Annotated in this window: 19 protein-coding genes; all 19 read right to left on the bottom strand. The window is 66.1% G+C overall.

Going from position 1 to position 21,876, the window contains the following annotated elements; all coding sequences use genetic code 11:
- Positions 1–70: 70 nt before the first annotated feature.
- The 19 genes from GQ674_RS17270 to GQ674_RS17180 all read right to left on the bottom strand — a co-directional run bounded on the left by GQ674_RS17270 (position 71) and on the right by GQ674_RS17180 (position 21,803).
- Positions 71–877, bottom strand: coding sequence for a hypothetical protein (locus GQ674_RS17270; protein WP_159498046.1), 807 nt, complete (start codon positions 875–877; stop codon positions 71–73).
- Entirely contained in the window at positions 874–2,865 is a 1,992-nt protein-coding gene (locus tag GQ674_RS17265) for a hypothetical protein (RefSeq protein ID WP_159498045.1), read from the bottom strand. The genes GQ674_RS17270 and GQ674_RS17265 overlap by 4 nt, the downstream gene beginning before the upstream one ends.
- Before the next feature lie 6 nt (positions 2,866–2,871).
- Positions 2,872–6,780 (bottom strand): hypothetical protein, encoded by a 3,909-nt coding sequence (locus tag GQ674_RS17260; protein WP_159498044.1) that lies wholly within the window; start codon positions 6,778–6,780, stop codon positions 2,872–2,874.
- On the bottom strand, positions 6,777–8,273 hold the full coding sequence (locus GQ674_RS17255) for a hypothetical protein (RefSeq protein ID WP_159498043.1): 1,497 nt from the start codon (positions 8,271–8,273) through the stop codon (positions 6,777–6,779). Before GQ674_RS17255 ends, GQ674_RS17260 begins: the two co-directional genes overlap by 4 nt.
- Entirely contained in the window at positions 8,270–13,309 is a 5,040-nt protein-coding gene (locus GQ674_RS17250; protein ID WP_159498042.1) for a tape measure protein, read from the bottom strand. The genes GQ674_RS17255 and GQ674_RS17250 overlap by 4 nt, the downstream gene beginning before the upstream one ends.
- Before the next feature lie 11 nt (positions 13,310–13,320).
- On the bottom strand, positions 13,321–13,476 hold the full coding sequence (locus GQ674_RS17245; RefSeq protein ID WP_328803810.1) for a hypothetical protein: 156 nt from the start codon (positions 13,474–13,476) through the stop codon (positions 13,321–13,323).
- 185 nt (positions 13,477–13,661) lie between these two features.
- Positions 13,662–14,021: a hypothetical protein gene (locus GQ674_RS17240; RefSeq protein WP_159498040.1), complete on the bottom strand. Its 360-nt coding sequence runs from the start codon at positions 14,019–14,021 to the stop codon at positions 13,662–13,664.
- A gap of 126 nt (positions 14,022–14,147) precedes the next feature.
- Entirely contained in the window at positions 14,148–15,125 is a 978-nt protein-coding gene (locus GQ674_RS17235; RefSeq protein ID WP_159498039.1) for a hypothetical protein, read from the bottom strand.
- Positions 15,126–15,274: 149 nt separating this feature from the next.
- Positions 15,275–15,724, bottom strand: coding sequence for a hypothetical protein (locus tag GQ674_RS17230; protein ID WP_159498038.1), 450 nt, complete (start codon positions 15,722–15,724; stop codon positions 15,275–15,277).
- Between the two features lie 663 nt (positions 15,725–16,387).
- Positions 16,388–16,693, bottom strand: coding sequence for an ArsR family transcriptional regulator (locus GQ674_RS17225; protein WP_159498037.1), 306 nt, complete (start codon positions 16,691–16,693; stop codon positions 16,388–16,390).
- Positions 16,690–16,950, bottom strand: coding sequence for a hypothetical protein (locus GQ674_RS17220; protein WP_159498036.1), 261 nt, complete (start codon positions 16,948–16,950; stop codon positions 16,690–16,692). Before GQ674_RS17220 ends, GQ674_RS17225 begins: the two co-directional genes overlap by 4 nt.
- A 206-nt stretch (positions 16,951–17,156) precedes the next feature.
- Positions 17,157–17,600 carry a hypothetical protein gene (locus GQ674_RS17215; RefSeq protein ID WP_159498035.1) on the bottom strand — a complete coding sequence of 148 codons (444 nt, stop codon included), beginning with the start codon at positions 17,598–17,600 and terminating at the stop codon, positions 17,157–17,159.
- 20 nt (positions 17,601–17,620) lie between these two features.
- Complete coding sequence (locus GQ674_RS17210; protein WP_159498034.1) at positions 17,621–18,307, bottom strand: transglycosylase SLT domain-containing protein; 687 nt, start codon at positions 18,305–18,307, stop codon at positions 17,621–17,623.
- The gene (locus GQ674_RS17205) at positions 18,304–18,618 is read right to left on the bottom strand and encodes a putative holin (protein WP_159498033.1); all 315 of its coding nucleotides are present in this window, start codon (positions 18,616–18,618) and stop codon (positions 18,304–18,306) included. Before GQ674_RS17205 ends, GQ674_RS17210 begins: the two co-directional genes overlap by 4 nt.
- Positions 18,619–18,803: 185 nt before the next feature.
- Entirely contained in the window at positions 18,804–19,226 is a 423-nt protein-coding gene (locus tag GQ674_RS17200; RefSeq protein ID WP_159498032.1) for a Mor transcription activator family protein, read from the bottom strand.
- 78 nt (positions 19,227–19,304) lie between these two features.
- Complete coding sequence (locus GQ674_RS17195; protein WP_201290172.1) at positions 19,305–19,913, bottom strand: DUF3164 family protein; 609 nt, start codon at positions 19,911–19,913, stop codon at positions 19,305–19,307.
- A gap of 35 nt (positions 19,914–19,948) precedes the next feature.
- Entirely contained in the window at positions 19,949–20,437 is a 489-nt protein-coding gene (locus tag GQ674_RS17190) for a hypothetical protein (RefSeq protein WP_159498030.1), read from the bottom strand.
- On the bottom strand, positions 20,434–20,730 hold the full coding sequence (locus tag GQ674_RS17185) for a hypothetical protein (protein ID WP_159498029.1): 297 nt from the start codon (positions 20,728–20,730) through the stop codon (positions 20,434–20,436). Before GQ674_RS17185 ends, GQ674_RS17190 begins: the two co-directional genes overlap by 4 nt.
- 89 nt (positions 20,731–20,819) lie before the next feature.
- Positions 20,820–21,803 carry an AAA family ATPase gene (locus tag GQ674_RS17180; protein WP_159498028.1) on the bottom strand — a complete coding sequence of 328 codons (984 nt, stop codon included), beginning with the start codon at positions 21,801–21,803 and terminating at the stop codon, positions 20,820–20,822.
- Positions 21,804–21,876: the final 73 nt, after the last annotated feature.

The raw sequence follows: 21,876 nt of genomic DNA, 5'->3' as shown, positions 1-21,876 counted from the left end.
ATCGCCAAGCGCCGACACTTGATTTGCGCGGCGGCGCTTGCTGGCCCGTACCCGGCCCAGGCCAGGCGGATCAGATCGGTGGTACTTCCTCGAAGATCCAGTCGCTGCCGTAGTAGTTTCCGCCCTGATGGGTGATCGGCCCCGGCAGGGCGATGCCGTACAGCGCGGTCCGGTGCAGTTCCATCGTGTCGATGCCCCCCTCGGGCGTGGACCAGCGCGGAATGGCGACCACCGGCCCCGACGCGGTGACGGTACAGGCCAGGGTGTCCAGGTCCATGTTCCCGGCCAATCCGCGCCCGCGCACCTGCGCCAGTGGGGCCGGGGCAAAGCGGGCGCGCAGGACCCGGTAGCCACGCCGCTGTACGGTGTTCAAGCCGCCGCCGATCGTGCGTTCGGCAAGACTGGGGTCGATCCGCTCCATCGACCACTCCACTTCATGGGCCAGGTCGAGTGCGCGCATGACTAGTACCTCACCGATGTCCAGTTCCGCCGCATCGATGTGCAACGCCAGCCCGATCAGCGAAGGATTTTCCGCCTCCAGCACGAACCACGCAGCCCGGGATCCATCCGGCAACTGTTCCACGCGCTGGCCCGCCGTATTTCCTCCCAGTGCCACCGTATACCCGCCCTCTCCCGCACGTCGGCCCCGTACCGAGATCAACGTGCCGGCAGCACAGGTAAGGCCGAGTACCGCTACTACGCGGATGTTGCTGGCCTGGGGCCAATCCAGCCGGATCGTCGCGCCCCCTGCGCCGGCCACGATCCGGGCGGCGCGGGCAGGTCTTCCGTCCACCAGGGCCGGGAGATTGAACGCCAGGCCTCCCTCGACGGTGGGAATGATATCGGTGGGAACTCCATATCCAACTAGCATGCTCATGCTCCCCAGAAACGCACCACGTGCCTGCCCGATACCGGGTTGCTCAGGGCACTGGTGACAAGCACCCGCCGTCCGGCCTGCAGGCCATAGCGCGGGTAAGTGATCCGGCCAACCTGGCCGGGACGGAAACCGATGTCGGTGCGGGCGGCCAGCCGTCCGTCGTAGAAGTTGCGCGGCACCGCGTACAGGGCGATTACCCGGTCGATCTCGGCCTGCGCGTCCTCGCGGCGATCGAACCGGGAGACCATCGGTGCGGCGGCCTCGGCACGGACGTAGCGGCTGGCCAGTGGGCCTCCCGCATAGACCTGCCCGCGGAACGGGCCGCTGAGCTGCTGGCGCTGCGTCGGCGTCAGCAGGCCCAGGTCGCTGACCATGTCGCCGCTGGACAGCAGCACGGCGTTGGGTTGGTAAGCCATGCGACGGGTCAGGTTGGGCGCCAGGTCTGGCCGCACCACCAGATCGCCCGCCAACTCGCGCCAGTCCAGGTCGAAGCTCAGGTCGGTCTCGGCGACCTCATCCGGATCGATCATGCGGGTGATGCGCAAGATGCCTTCGCCGTCCTGCCACCAGTCGGCGCCATAGCTGGGCAGCATGGCGGCCAACGCCTGCCGCGGGGTGCTGCCGGCGCCGGCGTGGAAGCCGATACCCGCGTAACCGCTGGCGCTATCGATGGCGCGGGCGTCCTGGGAGGACCAGGCAGACTTGTCGATGCGGCGGAACACCTCCTGCAGGGCACGCTCCAGCGTGGCCGGTCGCATGTCCGGGCCGACGCTGGACACATCGGCAATGACCGGCCCTACCGGCGGCGCGCCAAAGGCCAACTGCTGGCCACCGGAAACGAGCACATAGCCGTCTCCGGCGGTGATCTCCGCGCCGCGATCAAGGACTTTGGCAACGCTCGACAGCGGGGCGTCGGCGACCCACTGCACGCTGCCGTCGCGGTTCACCGGCACCGTAGGCGCGCTGCGTACCGCACCGATGATCACCGGTTGGGGCTGCCAGGCGATCTGGTCGTTGATCGACGGCAGGAAGACGGCGCGGTGCAGCGGCGCGTCCAGGTCATCGTGCGGATCGCGCAGCACGGCGGTCTTCCGCCCATCGTCCTCGATGTCGATCCGTTCCAGCACATACCGGCTGACGGCCGTAGCGGTACTCAGCGCACGGCCCTGGTCGACCCGTCGAACCTGGACCGGAACGTCGCGGACGTCGCTTAGGGCCACCGCATCCAGTACCCCGTCGCCGTCCTGCAGCTTGAGCGAGGCGCTGCCCGCGCGGCTGATTCCTTCCCACGGCCAGAACGCAATGCTGGCTACCGCGTCGAGGCCATCACCGGCGACCAGGTCCAGATAGGCAGCGTTGGGTGGGGTATCGGTGCTGGCGGACATGTACGGCTCCACAGACAGGCGCAATGGGGCGAGCGTGGTGGAAGGCTGCTTCCAGCCCCCGCCGTTGATGGCCTCGCTCGCACCCTGCCACTGACCGGCGTTGACCACGCAGCGCAGCCGGCCGGCCGCGGGGCTGATCAGCGACACTGCGAAATGCAGCACCCCCTCCAGTTGCACCGTGCCGGCATGGATCTGCACCGCATTGCGGAACAGCTGGACCCGAACAGGTGCGTCGTCGCCGTCGACAACGACGCGGATGCCGGCTATGTCGCCCTTGCCAAGCGTCGGCAGGTCAGCACGCAGCAAGGTCGGACCGCGATACAGTTCGCCGCTGGCCACCCGCCATTCCAGGCCGACGGCCGCCATGCCGACGTCCACGGTGGCCTCGGCAGGGACCAGGCCTACCGCAGCTCCGTAGGTGCCACTCTCCAGGCTGTCGCCCCAGAAGTAGAACTCCGCGCCGGCCGCGCCGGCAGCGCAGCCGACGTCGCTCCTGGCGAACTGGTCCAGCGTGGTGGGCGCGGTGCTGGCAAGTGACAGGCCGCCGTCGGTGGCCTCCAGGCCGCGCCCGATCGGGAAAGTCGCAAATCGTGCAAAGTTCATCACAGGTCACTCCGGCTGTGCATTGTCATTCCAATAGGCGGGTTGGCCGACGGTGTCGGTTGCGGGGTCGTACTGGTAGACATCCAGACGCACCAGGCTCACCCAGAAGTTGTAGTGGGCGTGCTGCTCGGCAATGGAGAACACGTACTCGTTGGTGGTCAGCGGACCCTCGGCAATGAGGCTCAGGTTGCCCACGTCGAAATTGCGGAACCAGTAGGTGGCCCCGGGAATTGCGGTCCACGTGAACCGGATATCACCGTTGGCGCGTTTCACCGCCGTCAGGTTCTGTGGCGTGGCGAGGTTGCCGCGGTACACGCTGCCGGTGTAGCCGTTGAACGGTCCTTCGCCCAGGGCATCGCTGTACTCGGCGACGCGGTAATCGATATAGGACGCCTCGAACCCGAACAGTGCCACCTGCTCGGCCACGCTCAACACATAGCTGGGCCCGCCGCTGATGCGCTTCTCGCGGACTACTTCGCTGGTGACCGGGCTGAGGATGCGCAGCACGAAGCTGTGCGCTGCGGAACCCCAGGACAGCACGATGTCGTTGTTCAGTCGTTTGGATGCCACCGGGTTGATGGGGCGCTGAACCAGCGCCCACGCAGGCGGTTGCGTGGCCCTGTTCAGGCCGAGCGCCAAGGCCTCGGCGACGTCTGCGGCGGCCGCATGGTAGCCGGCGGGGGTGTAGTGGACCCATCCCAAGCCATCGGCCGCTTCGTTGAGGTAGGTGCTGTAGCGATGCGCGTCGGGGACATACGAGGCCATCTTGAAGCCGGTGACGTTCAACGCCATTTCCGTCTGCACATCACGAAGCAGTTTCGCGCCTTCGTAGTTGACCTCGTCGGGCGGCGCGGTGGGACCCCACCAGCTGGTGGTGGCGCCCTGGAACCAGATCTCCAGCGCCGCATTGCCCCAGTTGGCACGCATCCACGCCAGCATCGCCACGTTGGAACTGCGCCATGCATCCAGGATGGCCGGTCGCTGCGAGGCCGACGCAAAAGCGATACCCGTCGTTTCACCCGGCCCGGACTGGACGAAGTAGTCCGGCGCGCGGCCCAAGGCGCGCACGATGCCGTCTGCGATGCGCAGGTTGGGGCCTGGCGATTGGGTGGTGGCATCCCACCAGTAGTTGTCCTGTGGGAAGCCTGGCTGGTACGGCATGGGGTTGATCGGCGAGGAACCGATGACGGCCATGACCGGGATCACCTCCCATGTCTCCAGTCCCAGTCGCGTGGCCAGCGTGGTGCGGAAGGTGCGCGCGGCGATGTAGCGCTTGTCGCCCGGTGCGCCAGTGTTGCCGGGATGCTGACTGTCGGACAGGTCGTTGAAGTATCCGCCGATCAGCGAGTTGATCCCGAGCACGGCCACCTTCTTGACGAAGGTGTTATCCAACGTGATTTCGCCCGAGAAGCGGCTGGGTGCCGACAGTGCGTTGCCATCGGCACCCACCAATGTAACGGTGAAGGTCAGGTAGGTCGCTTCGGCGTTGATGAGCGAAAGCTGCGTCTCAACGGTGTAGCCGGCGTGGTTGCGATCGGTCGCCAGCACAGTGTCGATGATCGCCGTCGCAGGTCCGTTGAACAGGTCCACGCGATAGCGGCGCGTGCCACTGCCTTCAGCAAGGTCACCGTCCTGCCAGCTCATGTACAGGTCCCCCCAGCTGTTGCGCACCACCTGCAGCGCACGTGGCCGCGGATCAACGAATACGCTGTCGTCCAGTGGAATGTCCTGCGCCACGATCTGCGAACGGGCACCTGCGACACGGCGGATCCGGTAGCGCAGGTAGGTCGGCGGGAAGCCGAAGATCGGCGTACTCTGCGTCGCCGGGAACAAGGCGAACATGTCCGACACGGTCACGCTCCAGAGAACCTCCAGGTTGCTGAAGGACAAGACCTCCACCACGTAGATCGCGCCGGGATCATCCACGCTGGAACTCCAGCTGATGCGCACGTCACCCCAACTGCTGCGGATCGCGCGCAGATTCACCGGTCGCTTGGGTACGGTGGTTTCCGGCTGGCCCGGACCACTGGGAATGCCCGGCGGCACGCTGCCATCGCCGCCGATCAGATAGGGGGTGTCGTCGCGTACGGCCGGCCATAGCTCATCGCGGGCGTAGAAGCGGGTGAAGTGATCTTCAGGCAGGTAGGTGATCGAATCGGCCATCAGCTGCGGATAGCTCCAGATGTGCTGGGTCAGTCCGGTGAACTCGGCGTTGTTCCATAGGTTGCCGAAGATGCGCTGCCAGATTTCCTGGCGATAGGTCAGGGTGGGGTTGAAGCCCAGCAGCGCGGCCATGTTGGCATCAGGGACGAAGCCGCCGAGGTAGTGGATCTTGTCGGCCGGATAGCCCAATTCGGCCATGGGACGGGTGATCGCGGTCTCGGCCAGGTATACCTGGGCAGTGATCAGCCAGTCGTATGCCTCGGTCATGAAAAAGTCGAGGTTGGGCCACGCGTAGTGCGTGGCCGGGTAGTTGATCGTCTGCATGATGCCGACCTTCGGGGTCAGGATCGATGGCAGGAAGAACAGCGTGGTGACCTGGGCGTGCGGGTGCACGGCCTTGACTGCATCGCGGATGGCCAGCACCGAGTTGCCGAGCGCATCACGCAGGAATGCCTTGAACTCGTCGTACGGCGTACCGGTGAGGTCGGCGTCGATGGTCGGGAACTCAGGCGCATACAGCCCGGTGGCCGCGTTGAATGCCAGTCGCGTTGGATAGTCATAGACACATGGACGACGGGAGTCACCGTTCCACCACCACCACGGTTCGCCGACTTGGACATACAGGTCCAGGCCAGCTGCGTCGGCCAGGGCAGTGAAACTGAGGAACACACGGTGCAGCCAGGCCTGCGCCTGGATGTTGCAGTGGCTCAGCAGGTAGGACGGCGGTGTCCAGCCGGTCGCGCCGTAGTTGTCTTGCCAGTCGCGCTGGGTCCAGTCCAGCCTGGAGATTTCGCTGAACAGTTCATAGCTGACCGACTGGATCAGCTTGAAGCCACGCCGCGCGCACTGCAACGCGAAATCCGAGTGCCAGCGGCGACAGGCGGGGTTGACCGGGTCTACGCCGGGCGCATCGACGACGACGAAGCGGTTGACCTCGTCGCTCCAGCGCCGCTCGGGGTAAGTGGACATGCCAACGTAGTGGTTGACCCAGTCCCGATAGCCCAGCGCGTAGCAGTTCTCGATGATCCGCTCCGGGGTCAGGTCGTAGTGGTCGTCGTAGCTGGTGCAGATACCCAGCGCATGTGCCGGGATGGTGGGCGCCCGCAGCGCAAGGCTGCCCGCACTGCCCCGGGTGCGCGAGTTGCGGACCTTGATCCAGGCCTCCACTGCCTGCGGCAGCGGCGTCTGCCCGGCCTCAGCATCGTACTGCGAGGTTGCGCCGGAGATCATGACCCGGCTGATGCTGGCTGTGTTGATCGGCTCGTCGGCAGCAAAACCCGCCTTGACCGTGTTCCAGTCGATGGTGATGTGGGCCGACCGTGCACCGGGGGTGTCGGCATAGCGTGCCAGTGCCACATACCATTCGGCCTCGTAGCCATCCTCATCCAGTCCATAGACCGTCATGGTCAGGCCACGCTGCGCATCATTGAGCAACGGCATCGTGTCCGAGACCTGGATATCGAAGTCCCACACGCAGTCGCGGTAGTCGGGGTTCTCCGCGTAGGCCAGGTAGACATGGTCCTTGCTGTCCCGGGTATCCCACAGGATGCCGCACAGGTCGTCGGCGTAGCGCGCGATGAACAGCGCATCGAAGCCGTTGCTTTCGCTGGTGAGGCAGAAGGACATCGAGCGTGGCCCGTCGATCCGCCAGTAGCGGGGCGTGAACCGGGCGATCTGGGTCCGTTCGAACGGAATGCTCCCGGTCATGTACCCGTTGGTGCCGCCCATCAGCATGTAATAGGACGCGGTCACAGGCGTGCCCACTGGAAGGCATCGGCGTGGCAGGTCTTGTTCTGGCGGGTGCGCCACAGCACGGCCGTCAGACGCGCGCGTGCGGCACCAGGCGGCACCGTGACCGTCAGCGAGGACGGGTGCCAGGCACCTCCGCTGCCATCATCGACATTGTTGCCGTCGCTGTTGAACATGAACTGCCCGTTGGCGTCATACCACTTGATCCGCACCCAGCCGCCGGCGGCGTACCGGTCCGACGCGCCCTGGTGAACCATGCAGCGCGCCTGCAGGGTGTTGCCCGGCGATACCACCGCGGAGTACATGTTGCGGGCCTCGAACGTTCCCCACTGTCCGGTGCCGAGCATCATCGAGTAGCGTCCGTTGTAGGGCACCTCATTGGAAATCAGCATCGGAGCATCCACGTCCCAGCCGGCATTGCCCGCTTCGAAATCCGGGTTCTGCAGCAGTGCCGAGAGGTCCTCGTAGGTGACGATCCGCTGCAGCTTGATGCTGACCTGCACCTGCAATACGCGCGCGGCCCGATCCTTCAGAGTGGCCGTCCACTGCTGGGTCTGGCGGAACGCAGTGACATCGGCTGGAACGCTGAACACCGGCGCCATCGCCGTGCGGTCCGAACACAGGAAGTCCTCACCACCGGACAGGTCCGCGCGCTGCCACTGCACGCTGATCGGCGCCACGCCGTTCTGTTCGGCCAGGGTGACGGTGATAACCGGGGATACCGGGCCATTGCCATCGTAGTAGGCAGTCGCCTCGGCGGGGGATGGGGCAACCACGGCGGCAAACGCGCTGCCGCCACCTGCCGGTTGCTGTGCGGTCAGCAACCACGACTCGCCAGCGTTGACGGTCTTCAATCCGACCACATCGATGCTGCCCGAGACCGGGGAAGCGCGGTACGGCACGCCGTTGATCGGCCGAACATGGGGCGGCAACTGCAGTGTGTTGCCCCCGCCATTCTGCTGCACGTCCACCACCACCGTGGTTTCGGGTCGGACGAAGGTGAAATGGACGATATCCACGTCGCGGTCCAGCACGAGCACGAAGCTCTTGTATCGGCAATCGATGGTGATGGTGCCGTCGGTGATTTCCAGCACCAGCGGCGGCGGATTGGTGACGAACGCGTATTGGTACACCGGTGAGGCATAGCTCGAGTACTGTCCGTTGCGCACGGCACGGACCCGGAACCAGTAGCCAGCGACGTCGGTGAGCGTGGCCGTGAACGTCGTGGCGTCAGCGGTCCCGATCTGCAGCCAGGTACCCGGGGCGCCGGCCACATCCGGCGCCCGTTCGATCCGATAGGCGATACCCTTGCCCGGGCCTGCTGCCCAGGCCAGGGCAACGCCGTCCGCAACCGACGTGGCGGTCAACGCGGTGGGTGCCGGCGGCGGTGGCGCGACATACACCGAGGGCGCCCAACTGGCCGCGATGTGCTGGACCGGGGTGACCACCGGCAGGGGCGATGAGCCGATATCGACCAGAAGGACCGGACGGGTCATTTCAGTTGCTCCAGTTCGGCCAGGACGTTCTGGCGGGCGAGGGTGACGTCGAGTTTCTGCAGCACGAACATCAGCTGGCGGGTGGTGTCTTCGGCCGATGCCCCAGTGCCGGTCGCCAGCGTTGCCGGTGTCTGTGGCTGTCCACGCGCCACGGGGACCTCCCGGTCGACCAGGGCGGTGACCATCTCCGAGGCGATGCGTTTGGGCAGTTCGTACAGGATGTCTGCAAGGTCGCCGATGTCGGTCTTCTGCTCGGACAAGTACTGGCCTAGTTCCGTGACCGACATGCCAAGGTCGCCAGCAAGCGCTTCGGGCGACAGGCCCGTTACGCTGCGCAGCAGGTCCAGCGGATCCCCCCCACGGACACCGGCCAGGTCGCTGACGCCTTGTGCGATGCGCTGGGCACGCTCAAGGCGGCTGGCCGCTTCCTGCTGTGCCTTGAGCGCGTCGCGCTGGGCGTACAGCTGCTCCAGCGATGCGGCGTTGCCCTCGCCCCCGAAGTTCTGCGCCATCTGCAGTACCCGATCATAGTCGGCCTGGTACCCGGCGCCGCTGGCATTGAGCTCACGGCTCAAGGAAAGGAACTGCTGCGCGTACTGGGCAAAGGCATCTGCGTCGCCGGCCAGCGCGGCAGCACTCATCAGGTCGTTGGTGGTGACCCGACGTTCTGCATCCGTCGCGGTGCCCAGGGTGTCGCTCAGCTGGAGGCTGTCCAGGAACTGCTCGATCTTGCTGGAGGTACCCTCCACGGCCCCGCCCAGACGCTGGATCCGGTCATCGACCTGGCCCAGTGCAAGGTCTACCAGGTCTGCTTCCAGGGTGCGCACCAAGGCATCGGTCTTGACCTGTGCGGCTTGTCGTACCGTGGCCAGGTCCTGCTCCCGCGCCGTCAGGCCACCCAGTGCCTTGGCCTGGTCCTGCAACGTACGGATGCGCTCGCGCTCCTCCTGTTTGACGGCAAGCAGGGACGTGGCAAAGCCACTGAAGCCGGCGGTGGCAATGTCCTGCTGCGCGCCGCCGACGGCCGTTCCGTAACCGGAGGCGGCCGCGGTAATCGCGTTGACCTGCTCCTCCATCGTGGTGCCGGCCGTGCTGGCAAGCCGCTGGAACATCTCGGTGGTGCGGTTGACCAGGTCGATCTCCGAGCCATCCAGCGCCCGCCCAAGTTCCTGGGCAGTGCCGGTCATCAGTGCAATGGCCGATGCCAGGCCGTTCATCACATCTCCGGCTTCAAAACCGCGGTCGAGCAGGTGCTGGAAGCCCAGCATGCCCACGCCGGTGCCGGTCAGCTTGTCGACCATGCCCGCCTGCAACTCTTCCAGCTGCGCCTTGGCCTTCTCCGGGTCGGCGTCCAGTTTGATCTTGCCCAGGTCAACACGAACCGTTGCCAGCTGGGCGCCGATATCCACGCCGAGCTGGTCGGCCAACGTCGTCACGCTGTTGCGGGTCCGGCGGATCATGCTACCGAACGCATCGTTGAGACCCTGGTCGAGCTCGCCGTACTCGGTCCAGCGCTTGTCGCTGCGGAACATGCCGCCCTTGGCCTTGATGTCGGTGAAGCTCTGCCCGGTGAATGCATCGAAGCCGTAGCTGCCGATCAACCCCTGCGCCTCCACCGTCGGCTTCTTTCGGCCGAACAGCGCCGCATGGATGGACGAGCCGGACAGGATCGAAGCGGTCTTGTCGTTGAGGCCGATCTTGCGGAACATGTCATCGGCGTGGCCTACCGCACCCAACGTGGCTGCCTTGCCCGCCCAGCTCTCCCCGTTGGCGATGTCCCAGCCCTTGTCGAACAGCTCGGCGTTTTTCATCATGCCCGCGATGATCCAGCCGATGATCGGCACGGCCATCGCCCCGGATGCACTGGCACCTGCACCGCTCACGCCCGCCCCGACCCCGGCAGTGCCCGTGCCGGCACCGATGAAGCCGCCGACGTTATTGCCAAAGCCCATCAGCGTGTTGGGCGCGGCGCTGCCAGCCATCCAGCTGCCGCTGCCGGACAGCAACGAAGGAGTGAACGTCGACGCGCCCGACCACACGCTGCTGCCCGCTGGGCTCGCCGAGGTCCCGCCGAACAGACCCTTGACCTGTTGGAAGATGCCCTTGAGCCCTCCGGTGCCCGATGCGCCGCCATCCGCGCCGCCGAACCATTTGCCGAGGCTCGACCAGACGCCGCCTTCGCTGGTATTGCCGGTGAGGCCGGACATGATGCTGTTCATCATCCTGGACATGCCCTCCTGCAGCGGCCGCACGAAGCTCTGGTCCAGCATCGTGCGCAGCACGTCGCGCCAGCCCTTCTTGAAGATGTCCTTGAGACGATCAAAGAAACTCTTGGAGCCATCCAGGCCCCCGCTGAAGCTGTCCGCCAGCAGGTCGGCGATGCTGCTGATGCCGGTATTGAAGATATCCGTGAACTTCTGCAGCTGCGCGACCTGTCGTTCGGTCTCGATCGATACGCCGGCCCATGCCCGGGCTTCGGCGATCAGGCCGGCCGTTCTTTCCGCATTGATCGCCGCGCCGCTCTCGTTGGCTTCGTTGATGGCCTTGCGCATCTCCTGCTCGTTGCGCAGCTCCCGGTTGTAGCGTTCGCGCTCACTGGTGCTCATCTTCAGGCGTTCGACTTCGCCGCTCATGGTGTCGAGCACCGCCCGGGGGGCGGCCTGCTTGGCCAGCAGGTCGGCGATGCGACCATCTGCCTTCCGATCGGCATCGCCTTTCAATGTGTCGAAGCTCTCCTGCAGCAGCTTCTGTTCGTTGAAAAGGCCTTGCAGCTCGGTGATGCGCTGCTTGCGCTCTTCTTCGACAAGGGCCAGCGGGCCCTGCGCCTGGGCGGCCACGCGCGCGGCATCGCTCGCATACCTGGCCTGGGAGTCCTCGCGTTGTTGGGCGAGTCGAATGTTGTCCTGCAGGACGCGCTGGGCCTCCCGGTCCGCCTCGGCCGCACGGCGGGTCGCTTCGGCACGGCGGTCCTGCGCCAAGGTCATCTTGATGATGTACTCATTGGCAGTCCGCGCAGCCTCGCTTTCCTTGCTGTTGGGCGCGTAGGATTTTGCGGCCAGGTCACGCTCGACCGCAGCACGCATCGCGGCCGCCTTGCCCTGGGTCTGCTCGATTTCCTGGAGTTCCAGCTGGTTGATCCGGCTCAGCAACCCTGCGGTAACGTCGCCAGTCGCGCGCCTGATCGCCGCACCGGCGGTGCCGGCGGCGTTGCCCATGTCCCGATACGAGTACTCGGCGAGGCGGTTCGCTGCTTCCACGTTGACCTGCTCGGTGGCCCACCGCTGCAGGTGGGGGCGGATCTGGTCCAGGGTCTGGCCTTCACGGGCGAGCTCCTGCAGCAGCTTCTCCAGCGAACTGCGCTGGGTATCGGTCGCATCGGTCAGTCCGGCGGCCTGCAACACCGCGTCGCGGCTGATGCCGATCGCATTCTGGTAGGCGTCGCTGAGTTGAACCTGTTTGACCTTGGCGACCTCAAGGCTCTCGGCGGCCTCGGCCATCTGCGCCTTGAAGTCCGGCGACACCCAGCCGGTCCGCGCCACCATCATGTCGCGCTGGCGAACCAGGTCGCCGTAACGCCGGGTGAGCACCTCCACCTGCTGCTGTGCGTCGTTGAGGGTTCCCAGCGACGATTCCAGGCCGGCGAACCCGACGTTCGCGCCTTCTTGGCTGAAACCCTCCAGCTTGCCCATCGTCGACTGGAAGCCTTTGCTTACCGAGTCGGCCAGGCGCGTGGCTTCCTGCTCGCTGTTGCGTGCCCACATGACAAACGTGGTCAGGGCGGTGATGGCCAGGCCCACGGGTCCGCCGAACGCCGCCATCGCGGTTCCTGCGGCACGCATGGCCGCACCTTTGGCGGTCAGGGCAAGCGAGGAGGCCTCCGTGGCCGCCTGGGTGCGTGCCTGCGCTGCGGCAAGCTGTGCTTCGGCGGCAACCAGCCCGCCCGTACTGGACAGGCCGGCACGGGCCAGGCTCACCCGCCCCATCGCATGGACTTCCGCCGCCCGCGCCGCGTCCAGCTCGGCCTGGGCCAGCAGCCGGGTCTGCAGGATTGCCTGCAGTTTGTCGGCTGCATTCTTGACCAGGGCAACGCCCAGGCCACTGGTGTAAGCCAGTGCAACCACGCCAACCGCGGTGGCCAGGGTGCCCATATGGCTGGCCAGGAAGGCAATGCCACTGGCCAGCGTGCTCGATGCGCCCAGCTGCTCCGACGCCTCGCCTACCACCTGGGTGACCGCGTTGCGAAGCTGTTCCATCGAACGGCCGACGGTGAGCGGTAGTTGCGCGAACTCGGTGTCCAGGGTGCCAGCCTGGTGTGCCAATGCATCTATCATCATCTGGCCGGAAACCGCCCCGTCGGCGACCATCCGGCGCATCGCATCGGCGCTCAGGCCCAGGCCATTGGCAAGCGCCTCGGCCAAGCGCGGCGAGGCATTGATGACGGCATTGAACTTGTCGGTACTCAGTACGCCCTCCGACAGGGCCTGGCTGAGCGCGCTCACCGCGCTTGCTGCGCCGCCAGTACTGGTGTTGGACAGCGCCAGTGCCTTGTTGATGCTCTCGGTCATGGCCAGCTGCTGCCGCTGCGACATACCGTAGTCGTCCACCGACCGCGCCAGCGTCGCATACACCGCCACCGTGCCATCCAACGCCGTCGAGGTACGCTGCGAGATCGCGAAGACCTCGGCCTGAACCGCGGCGACGTTGGCCAGCCCCTTGGTGGACAGCGCGATCCTCGCCGAGAGTTCCGCATACCTGTCCGCCATGCTGATCAGGTTCTTGACGGCATCCTTGCCGAAGTCCGCACCGAGCAGACCCTTGGCCCGCTCAAGCACGGCGGTCATTGCCGTGGTCTTCTGCGTCGTGCTCCCGGAGGCATCGCCTATCTGGCGGATGCCCTGGGCGCCCTCGGCGGACTGTCGGCTCACCACCAGCGTGGTGCTTCCAAACAGGGCCAAGGCATCCTTGGAAGAGGTGACCGCAGCGACCAGGGCGCTGTGCTCTGCGGTAAGGCGGAAGGTAACGGCGGAGTCGGTCACGGGCGTGTCCCTTAGTTCAGAGTGGTGCAATGCGCACTGCGGGTGGTTGAGATCAGGACATCCAGCGCGTCCAACAGATCCGGGTAGTCGGCAACGGGAACGCGTTCAAGCCGCGCGGCCGCTTCGATCTCCTGGGCGGCCACGCCGCCATAGATGGGGGGATGCATGCCTGTGAGCCAAGCCGCCTTGCAACGTCGGAAGACCGACACGGCGACCCAGTTTTCGACCAGCACCCCGACGTCCTCGATCTCGGGGCGCGAGGCCCCGCCGTCACGCAGAAAGTCCGCCGCACCGACGGTCGGGTCCAGGGGCTCTCCCCTCTCGCCGCCGTCGGTGCGTGGACCCTTCCCAATCAGGGCCTGCGCGACGTCTTCGAGTTTTTTACCCGGGCATCCCCGTACTGCTCGAAGTACGCCTGCAGGAAGGCGGCCTGCAGGAAGGTGGACCACGGGCCGCGACGCATCTGTTCCAGCGCGGCGTCGCCGTTGATCGGGCTTCCGTCTTCATCGCCCAGGCCTTCGACGGAGACCAGCAGCTTGTCCACGTATTCCGCGTCGGCGGTTTCCGCCTCGGCCAGGGACTTCATCTCGTCCTTGGTGAGGATCTTGACGTGCGCGGTGATGGTCCCTTCGTTGAAGGAATCCGGGTTCTCCGTCGGCAGGCGGAGCTTGATGGGCATTGCAACGGTGGTGGTTTTCTTCAGGCGAAGCATGGGATCGATCCTTTTTGGGAAGGGGGTTCATGGGTGCCCCGCAGGGCGGTGGTGCACAGGCCGCCGGGTGCGATGCACCGGGGCCTGACGGCACCTGCCGAGGGCAGGCGCCGTATGCAGGGTCGATTACGGCGTGGCGTCGCCGAACTCGATGTGGAACTCGTCGCCACCAGCATTGCTGGCCACGCAGGGGCCGGTCAGTTCCCAGCCGTAGTCGCCATCGACGTCGACTTCGTTGACGTTCTCGATCTGGCCGCGGATGGCCAGCTCGCTGTAGACGTTGCCGCCCTGGCTCACGCGGATGGCGGCTTCGATGGTCTGCGCCGCGTCGCGGACTGCCCACGGATTGAAGTCGGTCAGCGCGGTGCGTGCGATCCGCAGCGTCCAGCTGGCCAGGCGATCGCTGATGCCGGTCTCCTTGTGGCTGCTGAATTCCTTGGAAGCGATGGTGTTGCCGAAGTCGATGGCCAGCGACTTGCCCCAGACCACCAGCGGCGCGGTGCCGTTGACGGCGACGGTGGTGCGGGTGTTGTCGTGGCGGGCCACCACCGGCACCGTGGTCGGCAGCGTGATGGACGGCAGGTCCTCTTCACCGACGGTGGTGTAATCGCCCTGGATGCGGACATTGCCCTTGAAGCGGTCACCGATGGCCAGGGTCAGGCCGGTAACGTTGTTGCGTGCCGCAGCGACGCTCTTGAGGGTGCCGGCATGCCACCATTTGGCATCGGCGACGGCGATATCGGCGCTGATCGGCTGGTAACGCGTGGTCTTGTCATCGGCATCCTTGATTACCGCCATGCCGGCCGGCAGCAGGAGCACACCGCAATCGGCGTCACTGGTCGCGGCGGCGCCGGGGGTCAGCGGCGGGTACAGCTCGAATTCGCCTTCGATGAAGGCGCGCTTGGCACCCACGGCGAACGGCTGGCCGCTGAAGTGCGGTCGATCCAGGGGGCGTTCGATCTTGTCGAACTCGGTACCCGAGCTGCCGTTGAACAGCAGCACGCCATTGTTCACGGCAGAGGGGTTCACCGGTACGCCGGCAGCAGTGCGCAGGGCAAGTGCCAGGCCGCGCTTCTTGAATTGTTGGAGGTCAGGCTGGGCCATTTCGATTCCTTGATGGTGGATTTGGTGCCGACACCTGCCGGCGGGTTCAACGGGGTGGAGCGATGGCCGGTCGGACCGTTACCGCAGGTCAGCCACGCCCCATCGTGGGGAAGCAGCTGGCATGCGCGTCGCGGGCCGTGGCCGGTGGCCTACGCAGGCGGCGGGGTCATCCGATAGCTGCTGGCGAAGGTCTGGTGTGAAACAAGCCACTGCCCGGATTGCGACGCCTCACGGGCGCTGAGCAGGGTCAGCGGTTCCTGTGTGTCCTCCGGCGCCCAGCCCAGCAGGGCAAGGCGCACGGCGGGAATGAGGTCGGCATCCATGCGCTGGCGTGCCGTGGGACCTTCGACGGACGCGGGCCGAACGCGGACGAAGATCACCACGAGCAGTTCGACGTCGCAGTGCTGCAGCGGCGCGGCGCCGCTGTAGAACAGGTGCCTGCTCTGCTCGGTGGCGGTGACATAGGCAGCGGCATCGACCGCCGGCTGCGCGGCGAGGGCGTCAGCCAGCCCCGCCGCGTCGCCCACCAGCTCCAGCACCTGCGCTCGCTGCTGGAGCCGGGTGATCACCGGGCTCAGCGGAAAGGGACCAACGCTCATCGGATGCTCCTGGGCAGGACCACGCCCTGGGCGTGGGGGCTGCAACACACGGTGTCGTCCTGGAAGGCGCGTCGGTCCGGGTTGCGGCGGGGTGTCGGTAGCAGGTGTTTCGTCATGGGCCCAGTGTTGGCGTCCGGTCACTCGGGCCGGGACTAACCGCTGTTAGTGAATTCGACCGTTCGGCGATCCAGCGGCACCGGGGGCAGGGCTGCGTTGGCTGGACCAGGTATGTGGGTCGTGGTGGTGCGCACGCCCATGCGTGCCCGCCGCCCCCACGCGGTGCGCAGGCGGCCAGGATCAACGGCGTTTGAAAGGCGTTTAAATCGCTCGTGGTGCCCATTCGAGGGCAGGCCGGGCACCCCGGGCGGGGCGCGGCGGTGGGAAGGCTTACAGCGCTGCGGGTGCGTTCGCGGTCAGCGCCGTCGTCGCACGTCGGCCCACCCGGCGAGCGGTGCTCGCATGGGGTGGACGGGAGGGAAAAGAAGACAGGCGTGCAGCGGCCCTGGAAGCGGACACAGGGGCGGATGGTCTGCGCAACGGACGCGCCCACCTGGGGCAGCAGGCGGGCGGGGCACGGTCAGGACAGTCTGGTGGGCAGGGGCAGGGGCAAGGCGGGGCGGGCGGCAAGTGCGAGGACCGCGCACCTCCACGCGCGGTGTGTTGTCAGCGTGGGCCTGGTCGGCTCACACCGGGTGTCATGGCAAGGCCCTTGGCCACATCATGGCCACGCGGGGTGAGTTCGGCCGCCTGCAGGTCGGGCATCGTTTCATGCAGGCGGAGCAATCCCTGTTCCTGCAGCCAGTGCAGGTCGGTATGCACGTCGTCACGCGAACTGGCGACAGCCAGGTGGTACAGCGCGGCATGCAGTTGGGAGCTGTTTGCGCGGTATCCGGGCAGATCGCACAGGATCCGTAGAATCACCAGGCGACGATCTTCACGCAGGTGATCGGCGAAGGACTTCGTGGTCATGCATCTCTCTCCAGCAAATGTTCCTGCACGGTCTTGAGCAAGGTATGGGTGGTTTCGATCTGGCCTTCCATCGAGGACAGCCGTTGGTAGATGGCTCGGGTTTCGGCGTGGGTCAGGTTGGTCTGCTGGTACGCCTCCAGCCGTGCGATGCGCTCCTGCAGGGTGTTGTGCCGCGACGCCAACACCAGGCTCTGCCCCAGGTTCAACAAGGCCACCACCATCAGTACCGCCAGCAAGGCCAGATCCGTCCCGATCATTGACGTGCGTCGCGTGCGTTCATGGGGTCGACGCGCCGCTGCGGCACTGTCCCGGCCGAGTACCGGCCGGCAGCGCACTGCAATACCAGCGCCAGGCAGTGGACTCCCATTCGTGCATGGCCTGGACCAACGCGTGTTTGCCTGCGCGGCAGTCATGGTAGGCGCGTGTCACCAAGTCGTGGTTAGCCAGAAGCGTTGCCCAGCGATCATCGGCGGCCGCCGGCAGCGGCGGGCATGGCTGCGCCAGGCTGGAGGGGATCTGCAGGGGCGGCGGGGGCGGTAGCCCTGCCTGCATTGCTGCGGTTCCAGTGCTGCAGGAGGTCATCGCCAGCAGGCTGACTGCGTAACCGAGGCTGGCTATCCAGCAGCGCTGCCAGCGAGGTGCGCTGTCGTTCGGCATGCAATCGGGTCTGTTCACGGTCCTGCTCCAGTGCATCGGCAATATCATCAAGTCGTCCCGCCGCAGCGGCGTAGTCCATCAGGGCCTGAACCGAATTCGCGCGGAGCCGGTCCACATCACGCTGCAGCTGGACGATGTACGCCTGCTGCCGCGCCTGTTCGTGCCGTGCCTTGGCGCCCTGGCTCCAGCGCGTCCCGGCCCAGAAGCCGAGTACTGCGGCGACCAGCGCCAGGCTGCCGAGCCGGGCCATGCGCGCAATGAGGGGGGGCGCTACAAACATGGCGATGACCCCGTCCAGCCAGCGGCCAGATAGGCCGGCTCCAGGTCCAACAGGATCCGTCGGGAGTACCCGACGTTCTCCCGATGCGCCCACTCCAGACGGCTGCGGTAGCGGGCCACCTGCAGCCAATCATCAGGGTCGCTCCCTGCTGACCGGGCCAGTTGGCGTTCGCGCTCGAGGGCCTTCTCCCCGCCGTTGTACGCACGTAGCGCGAATGCCCAGCGGCTGCACGCCGAGACCCTCCCAGGTCCGAGCGGCACGACCCGATCCAGCAGCCAGCGGTCGTAAAGCGCGGCTGCCAGGATCGCCTGCTGTGCATTCCATGGGTCGAACCCAGCCAGGTCCTGCGGATACACGCTGGCTATCCAGGTCGCAGTTCGTGGCATGAACTGGGCAATGCCAAGTGCGCCGACCTTCGAGGTGGCATCGGCCCGGAACCCGGACTCCTGGTGCAACTGGGCGGCCAGGCGGGCACTGGAGCCTTCAACGCCCCAGGCACGGGTGACAGCCTGTTCCACGCGATGCCGGTACAGCGCTGACGAGGGTGCGATCCGGACGGTCCCGGTCCTGCCAGGCGCAGCGGCGATCGCCGCGCTGGGCATGATCGATGCCAGGGCCAGCAGCGTGGTCAGGGCCGTGCCCAGTCCAACGGCAGCGCGGTCGGCCGACGTGTTCATCCGATCAGACCCGCTGCGATCATGGCCGCTGCGATCAGCATGACCCGCCGCGACTGTGCCATCGATTTCTCGATGCCTTCCAGATGGCGGGGATCTCCGCCGCGGAAGGCAGCCCAATCCACCCCATAGCCGATGACGGCGGCCATCGTGATCTTGCTGGCCGCCCATGCGTAGCTGGCGATCAGGACCGGGTTCAGCCCGGCCACCGCCCCCAGCAGGAGAATGCTCAACAGCAGCCATGCCCACATGTAGCCCGCGCGCTCAAAGCGGGTGCAAAGGCTGGCGAACAATCCAGATACGGAGGGAAACATGGTTGCGGCTCCAAGCAGGGACGGTGGGCAGCGGGTACGACGCTGCCGGTGGGACGTAGCCGGGCCGGTGTCGGCACGCCACTCCATGGGTCCACTATCTCTGTGCCTGCTGTTGCCGCGGAACTAACCTGGGCTAGTGAAAAACGGTGCAGGGACGCGCGCTGGCCAGGCAGCGCCGCAGCGCTTCAGGGAGCGGCGTCGTCGAAATCGAACCGGGACTGGATCTTTTCCCGGTGGAGGGCGCGCTGGATGCGGCAGATCTTGTAGATGTAGATGTCCGACAGGCCGTATTCGGCAGCCAGTTGCTGGATGTTGCCGCGCTTGGCGCGCTGGTAGATCTCCGCATCGCGCAATGCCTTGCGCAGCCGCTCGCCACGCGGCAGGTAGAACTGGCGACCGCCCAGGTACGAAGCCAGCGCAAGTACGCCGGCTGTTGCCAGCTTGGCGGCCTGCGCCTCCGTCAGCCCTTGTTTCTGAAGAGCACTGTTCATGACCTCGACGAATGCGGCCAGCGCCGGCGCCCATCGTCGTGCAGTCGGTGCAAGCGCCGTCTCGTCCGTTGCGGCCGGTGGCGTGTTGCCATCTGTATGTTGGATCCCGTCATTCATCGTCACTGCTCTCAATGGCTGCAACGGCCGGTGTGGCCGCGCCCAGCCACTGGGCGCCGCCGTCCTTGGCCAACTCGCTCAGGCACTGGCCATATCCAGTGCAATGGCCTGGTACCGCCCCTGCTCGTCGCGTTCGTAGGCGCGTACATACGCCTTACTGCCAACGATCTGGACCGCATCGCCGATCGCGGCCATCGCACGCAGCCAGCGCGGATCTTCGATCGGCAGGCGGCGCAGGCCAAGGACCTGGGTGGTGCGGATGTTGCCCTGCTGATCGACGCGAAAGGCGTCGTTGATGATGGCGCGCAGCTCATGGCGCGCACCCTCGGTCCACTCCACGAGGCACATGTCGATGAGTGCCTTTGCCGCTTGCAAACGCTCGTCGAAGCGGATCGACTCCTGGATCTGGCGGACGACCTTGTAGCGACCATCGAAAGACATCAGCGTGACGTTGCCCTTTTTCCCGCCCAATGGTGCACGGTACTGCTCGATGCTCAGCTGGACGAATGCATCGACGTTGTTGAACGCACGGTCTTTGAAGCTGCGCAGCGCCGCCTGCGTCTGCTTGGCTTCGGCCACCAGTTCCGTGACCAGCTGGTCACGCAGCAGGTCGATGGGTTTGATCCGACTTTCATCGACCAGACGACCTTGCGGGTCCTGCCGATAGCCGTGCGGAATGCCGTTCATGTGGATCTCCTGTTGGTTCATGGAAATATCTCGAATCAGGGATGGTGCTGGGGAAAAAAGCCGGTGATGGCCTTGGCAACCGACGATCGCGCGGCCAGCAGATGGCGGAGCGCGACGTGGGGTCGTCGTGCATCGCAGGCATCATTGAGCGCGTCCTCCAGATCCTGGAGAACGGCGTGCAGGCGCACATCGAACGAGAGCCCATCAGGTCGGCGGATCGGGCGTGGCGTGGCGGCCTGGGCGGCCCGACGACCTGCATCGGTCAGCTCGATCCGCTGTGCCGGCCCGGCCCCGGCGATCTTCACCAGTCCTGCCTCGTGGAGGCGAAGCGAAACGAGGAAGCCGACAAGGGGCGTCGCGTCGGGTACCACGCGCACCAGTGCGGAAGACGCCACCACTCCGTTGGACTGATCCAGCGCCGTCAGGATCCTCATCGCTGCACTGCACGCATTCTCGAGCTCGCAGGCAAGCGCCCGCTCGGCGTGTGTCTGCACCTGGGCGGTCTCCAGGCATGCCATGTTCATGCCTGTACCGTCACAAGGTCGCGGCATTCGCTCACTTCCCATTCGACCTGGCAGCCATGCAAGGGCGCGGCCATGACGGTGCGGGTGACGTGGTTGATGGTTTCACGACGACGCATGGCGCCATGCAGGAACGTGTTGGCCAGCGGCGGGTCGATCAGGATCACCGCCCTGCGCTCGCCAATGCACACCCGTCGTGCGCACAGGCCCTGCCTGGCAAGTTCCTGGACGGACATGTGGCAGGCCTGCAGTTGGGCCAGGACGTGCGCGTGTAGAGATGACGGGTTGGAATCCATGCGAATGTCTCCGAAAGGGGGAGTGCTGGCGGCAACAGTCCTGCGCGCCAGAGGTGTTTGACTGCGGGACGCAGTCTCAGGGCGGCGGCTCATTCGAATACGCCCAGCTCCAGCGCAGCCGCATCGATCACCTCGGCATCCAGTCGCTTCCTGCTGGCTTGGGCGTAGGTGGCCGCCAGTCGCAGGACCTTGTTCAGTGCGCGTAACGCCCCGGGCCTCATTGCCACGCGCCGGATGCAGGCGTGGCAGCGGCTGTCATCGATTCCCCATGCCTTGATCAACGCATCGGCATCGCCCACACAGGCGCGTTTGAGGTGGGTCTTCTTGCCCACGCGCGAGTAGAGCCGGTCCAGGTGTGCGGCGCGGTTGCCCCCTGTCATCTGGGTATAGACGCGATCGTTCCCGCACAGCACCACTCCCACGGCACACTTGTCGTTGAACCAGCGGACCTGGTCCAAGGCCTGTACCGTCAGGTGCTGCGCTTCATCGATCACCAGCAGGCCGCCACACCCGCCGATGCGCGCGGCAATGGCGCGCTGCAGGGCGGCTGCACCGATGGGCGGTTCCTTGATGCCCACGCGCAGGGCGATCTCCTCCAGCGAGCGCAGCAGGGAGGCGGTGGCTGCCGACATCTCCACATGCCACACGTTGGGCGAGAGAGTCTGGTACCGGGCGATGGCCTTGGTCTTGCCGACACCGGCGCTGCCGACGATCAGCACCAGGTCGGCGGCCAACTGCGCGTAGCGCAGATCGTTGATGATGCGTCGGCTTGTCGGCGTATCCACCCAATGCGGGGCTGCGGGAAGGGTCTCCCCGTTGGCTTTGGCCTGGTGATGGTCCAGCCAGACCTGCACCTTGCGGGCGACGGCCTGGATGTTGCCGGCGTAGCTGCCGGCCAGGAACTGGCTCAGCGTCGCGCCGGAAATGGCGCTTTCCTTGGCAATACGCGCCTGGCTGTAGCCATTGCCGGCTTCGGCGATCATGCGCACACGCTCGCGCAGCGTGAACACCGCATCGGCGGTGATCTCGGTGGGCACGGGTGGGGCGGCGGTGGCGGGAGGGGCGGTTTCCACGGGATCTCCTTGGTGTATGGCGGTGAGGTGTGCGCCCTTCGGACGCGGTCGGTCGCGGGGTGGCAGGTGCGCG

Origin of the sequence: Stenotrophomonas sp. 364, assembly GCF_009832905.1 — a bacterium.
In the GTDB taxonomy this organism is placed as follows: domain Bacteria; phylum Pseudomonadota; class Gammaproteobacteria; order Xanthomonadales; family Xanthomonadaceae; genus Stenotrophomonas; species Stenotrophomonas maltophilia_AP.
The sequence above is the reverse complement of the archived record's forward strand: the minus strand, read 5'-3'. Positions and strand labels throughout refer to the sequence as shown.

Coding starts and splice junctions, on each gene's coding strand:
- GQ674_RS17255 (WP_159498043.1), bottom strand. CDS start 8,273: ATGACCCGTCCGGTCCTTCTGGTCGATATCGGCTCATCGCCCCTGCCG.
- GQ674_RS17195 (WP_201290172.1), bottom strand. CDS start 19,913: ATGAACGGCATTCCGCACGGCTATCGGCAGGACCCGCAAGGTCGTCTG.
- GQ674_RS17205 (WP_159498033.1), bottom strand. CDS start 18,618: ATGTTTCCCTCCGTATCTGGATTGTTCGCCAGCCTTTGCACCCGCTTT.
- GQ674_RS17270 (WP_159498046.1), bottom strand. CDS start 877: ATGAGCATGCTAGTTGGATATGGAGTTCCCACCGATATCATTCCCACC.
- GQ674_RS17265 (WP_159498045.1), bottom strand. CDS start 2,865: ATGAACTTTGCACGATTTGCGACTTTCCCGATCGGGCGCGGCCTGGAG.
- GQ674_RS17245 (WP_328803810.1), bottom strand. CDS start 13,476: ATGCATCCCCCCATCTATGGCGGCGTGGCCGCCCAGGAGATCGAAGCG.
- GQ674_RS17235 (WP_159498039.1), bottom strand. CDS start 15,125: ATGGCCCAGCCTGACCTCCAACAATTCAAGAAGCGCGGCCTGGCACTT.
- GQ674_RS17210 (WP_159498034.1), bottom strand. CDS start 18,307: ATGAACACGTCGGCCGACCGCGCTGCCGTTGGACTGGGCACGGCCCTG.
- GQ674_RS17240 (WP_159498040.1), bottom strand. CDS start 14,021: ATGCTTCGCCTGAAGAAAACCACCACCGTTGCAATGCCCATCAAGCTC.
- GQ674_RS17215 (WP_159498035.1), bottom strand. CDS start 17,600: ATGGCCCGGCTCGGCAGCCTGGCGCTGGTCGCCGCAGTACTCGGCTTC.
- GQ674_RS17220 (WP_159498036.1), bottom strand. CDS start 16,950: ATGATCGGGACGGATCTGGCCTTGCTGGCGGTACTGATGGTGGTGGCC.
- GQ674_RS17190 (WP_159498030.1), bottom strand. CDS start 20,437: ATGAACATGGCATGCCTGGAGACCGCCCAGGTGCAGACACACGCCGAG.
- GQ674_RS17225 (WP_159498037.1), bottom strand. CDS start 16,693: ATGACCACGAAGTCCTTCGCCGATCACCTGCGTGAAGATCGTCGCCTG.
- GQ674_RS17200 (WP_159498032.1), bottom strand. CDS start 19,226: ATGAATGACGGGATCCAACATACAGATGGCAACACGCCACCGGCCGCA.
- GQ674_RS17185 (WP_159498029.1), bottom strand. CDS start 20,730: ATGGATTCCAACCCGTCATCTCTACACGCGCACGTCCTGGCCCAACTG.
- GQ674_RS17230 (WP_159498038.1), bottom strand. CDS start 15,724: ATGAGCGTTGGTCCCTTTCCGCTGAGCCCGGTGATCACCCGGCTCCAG.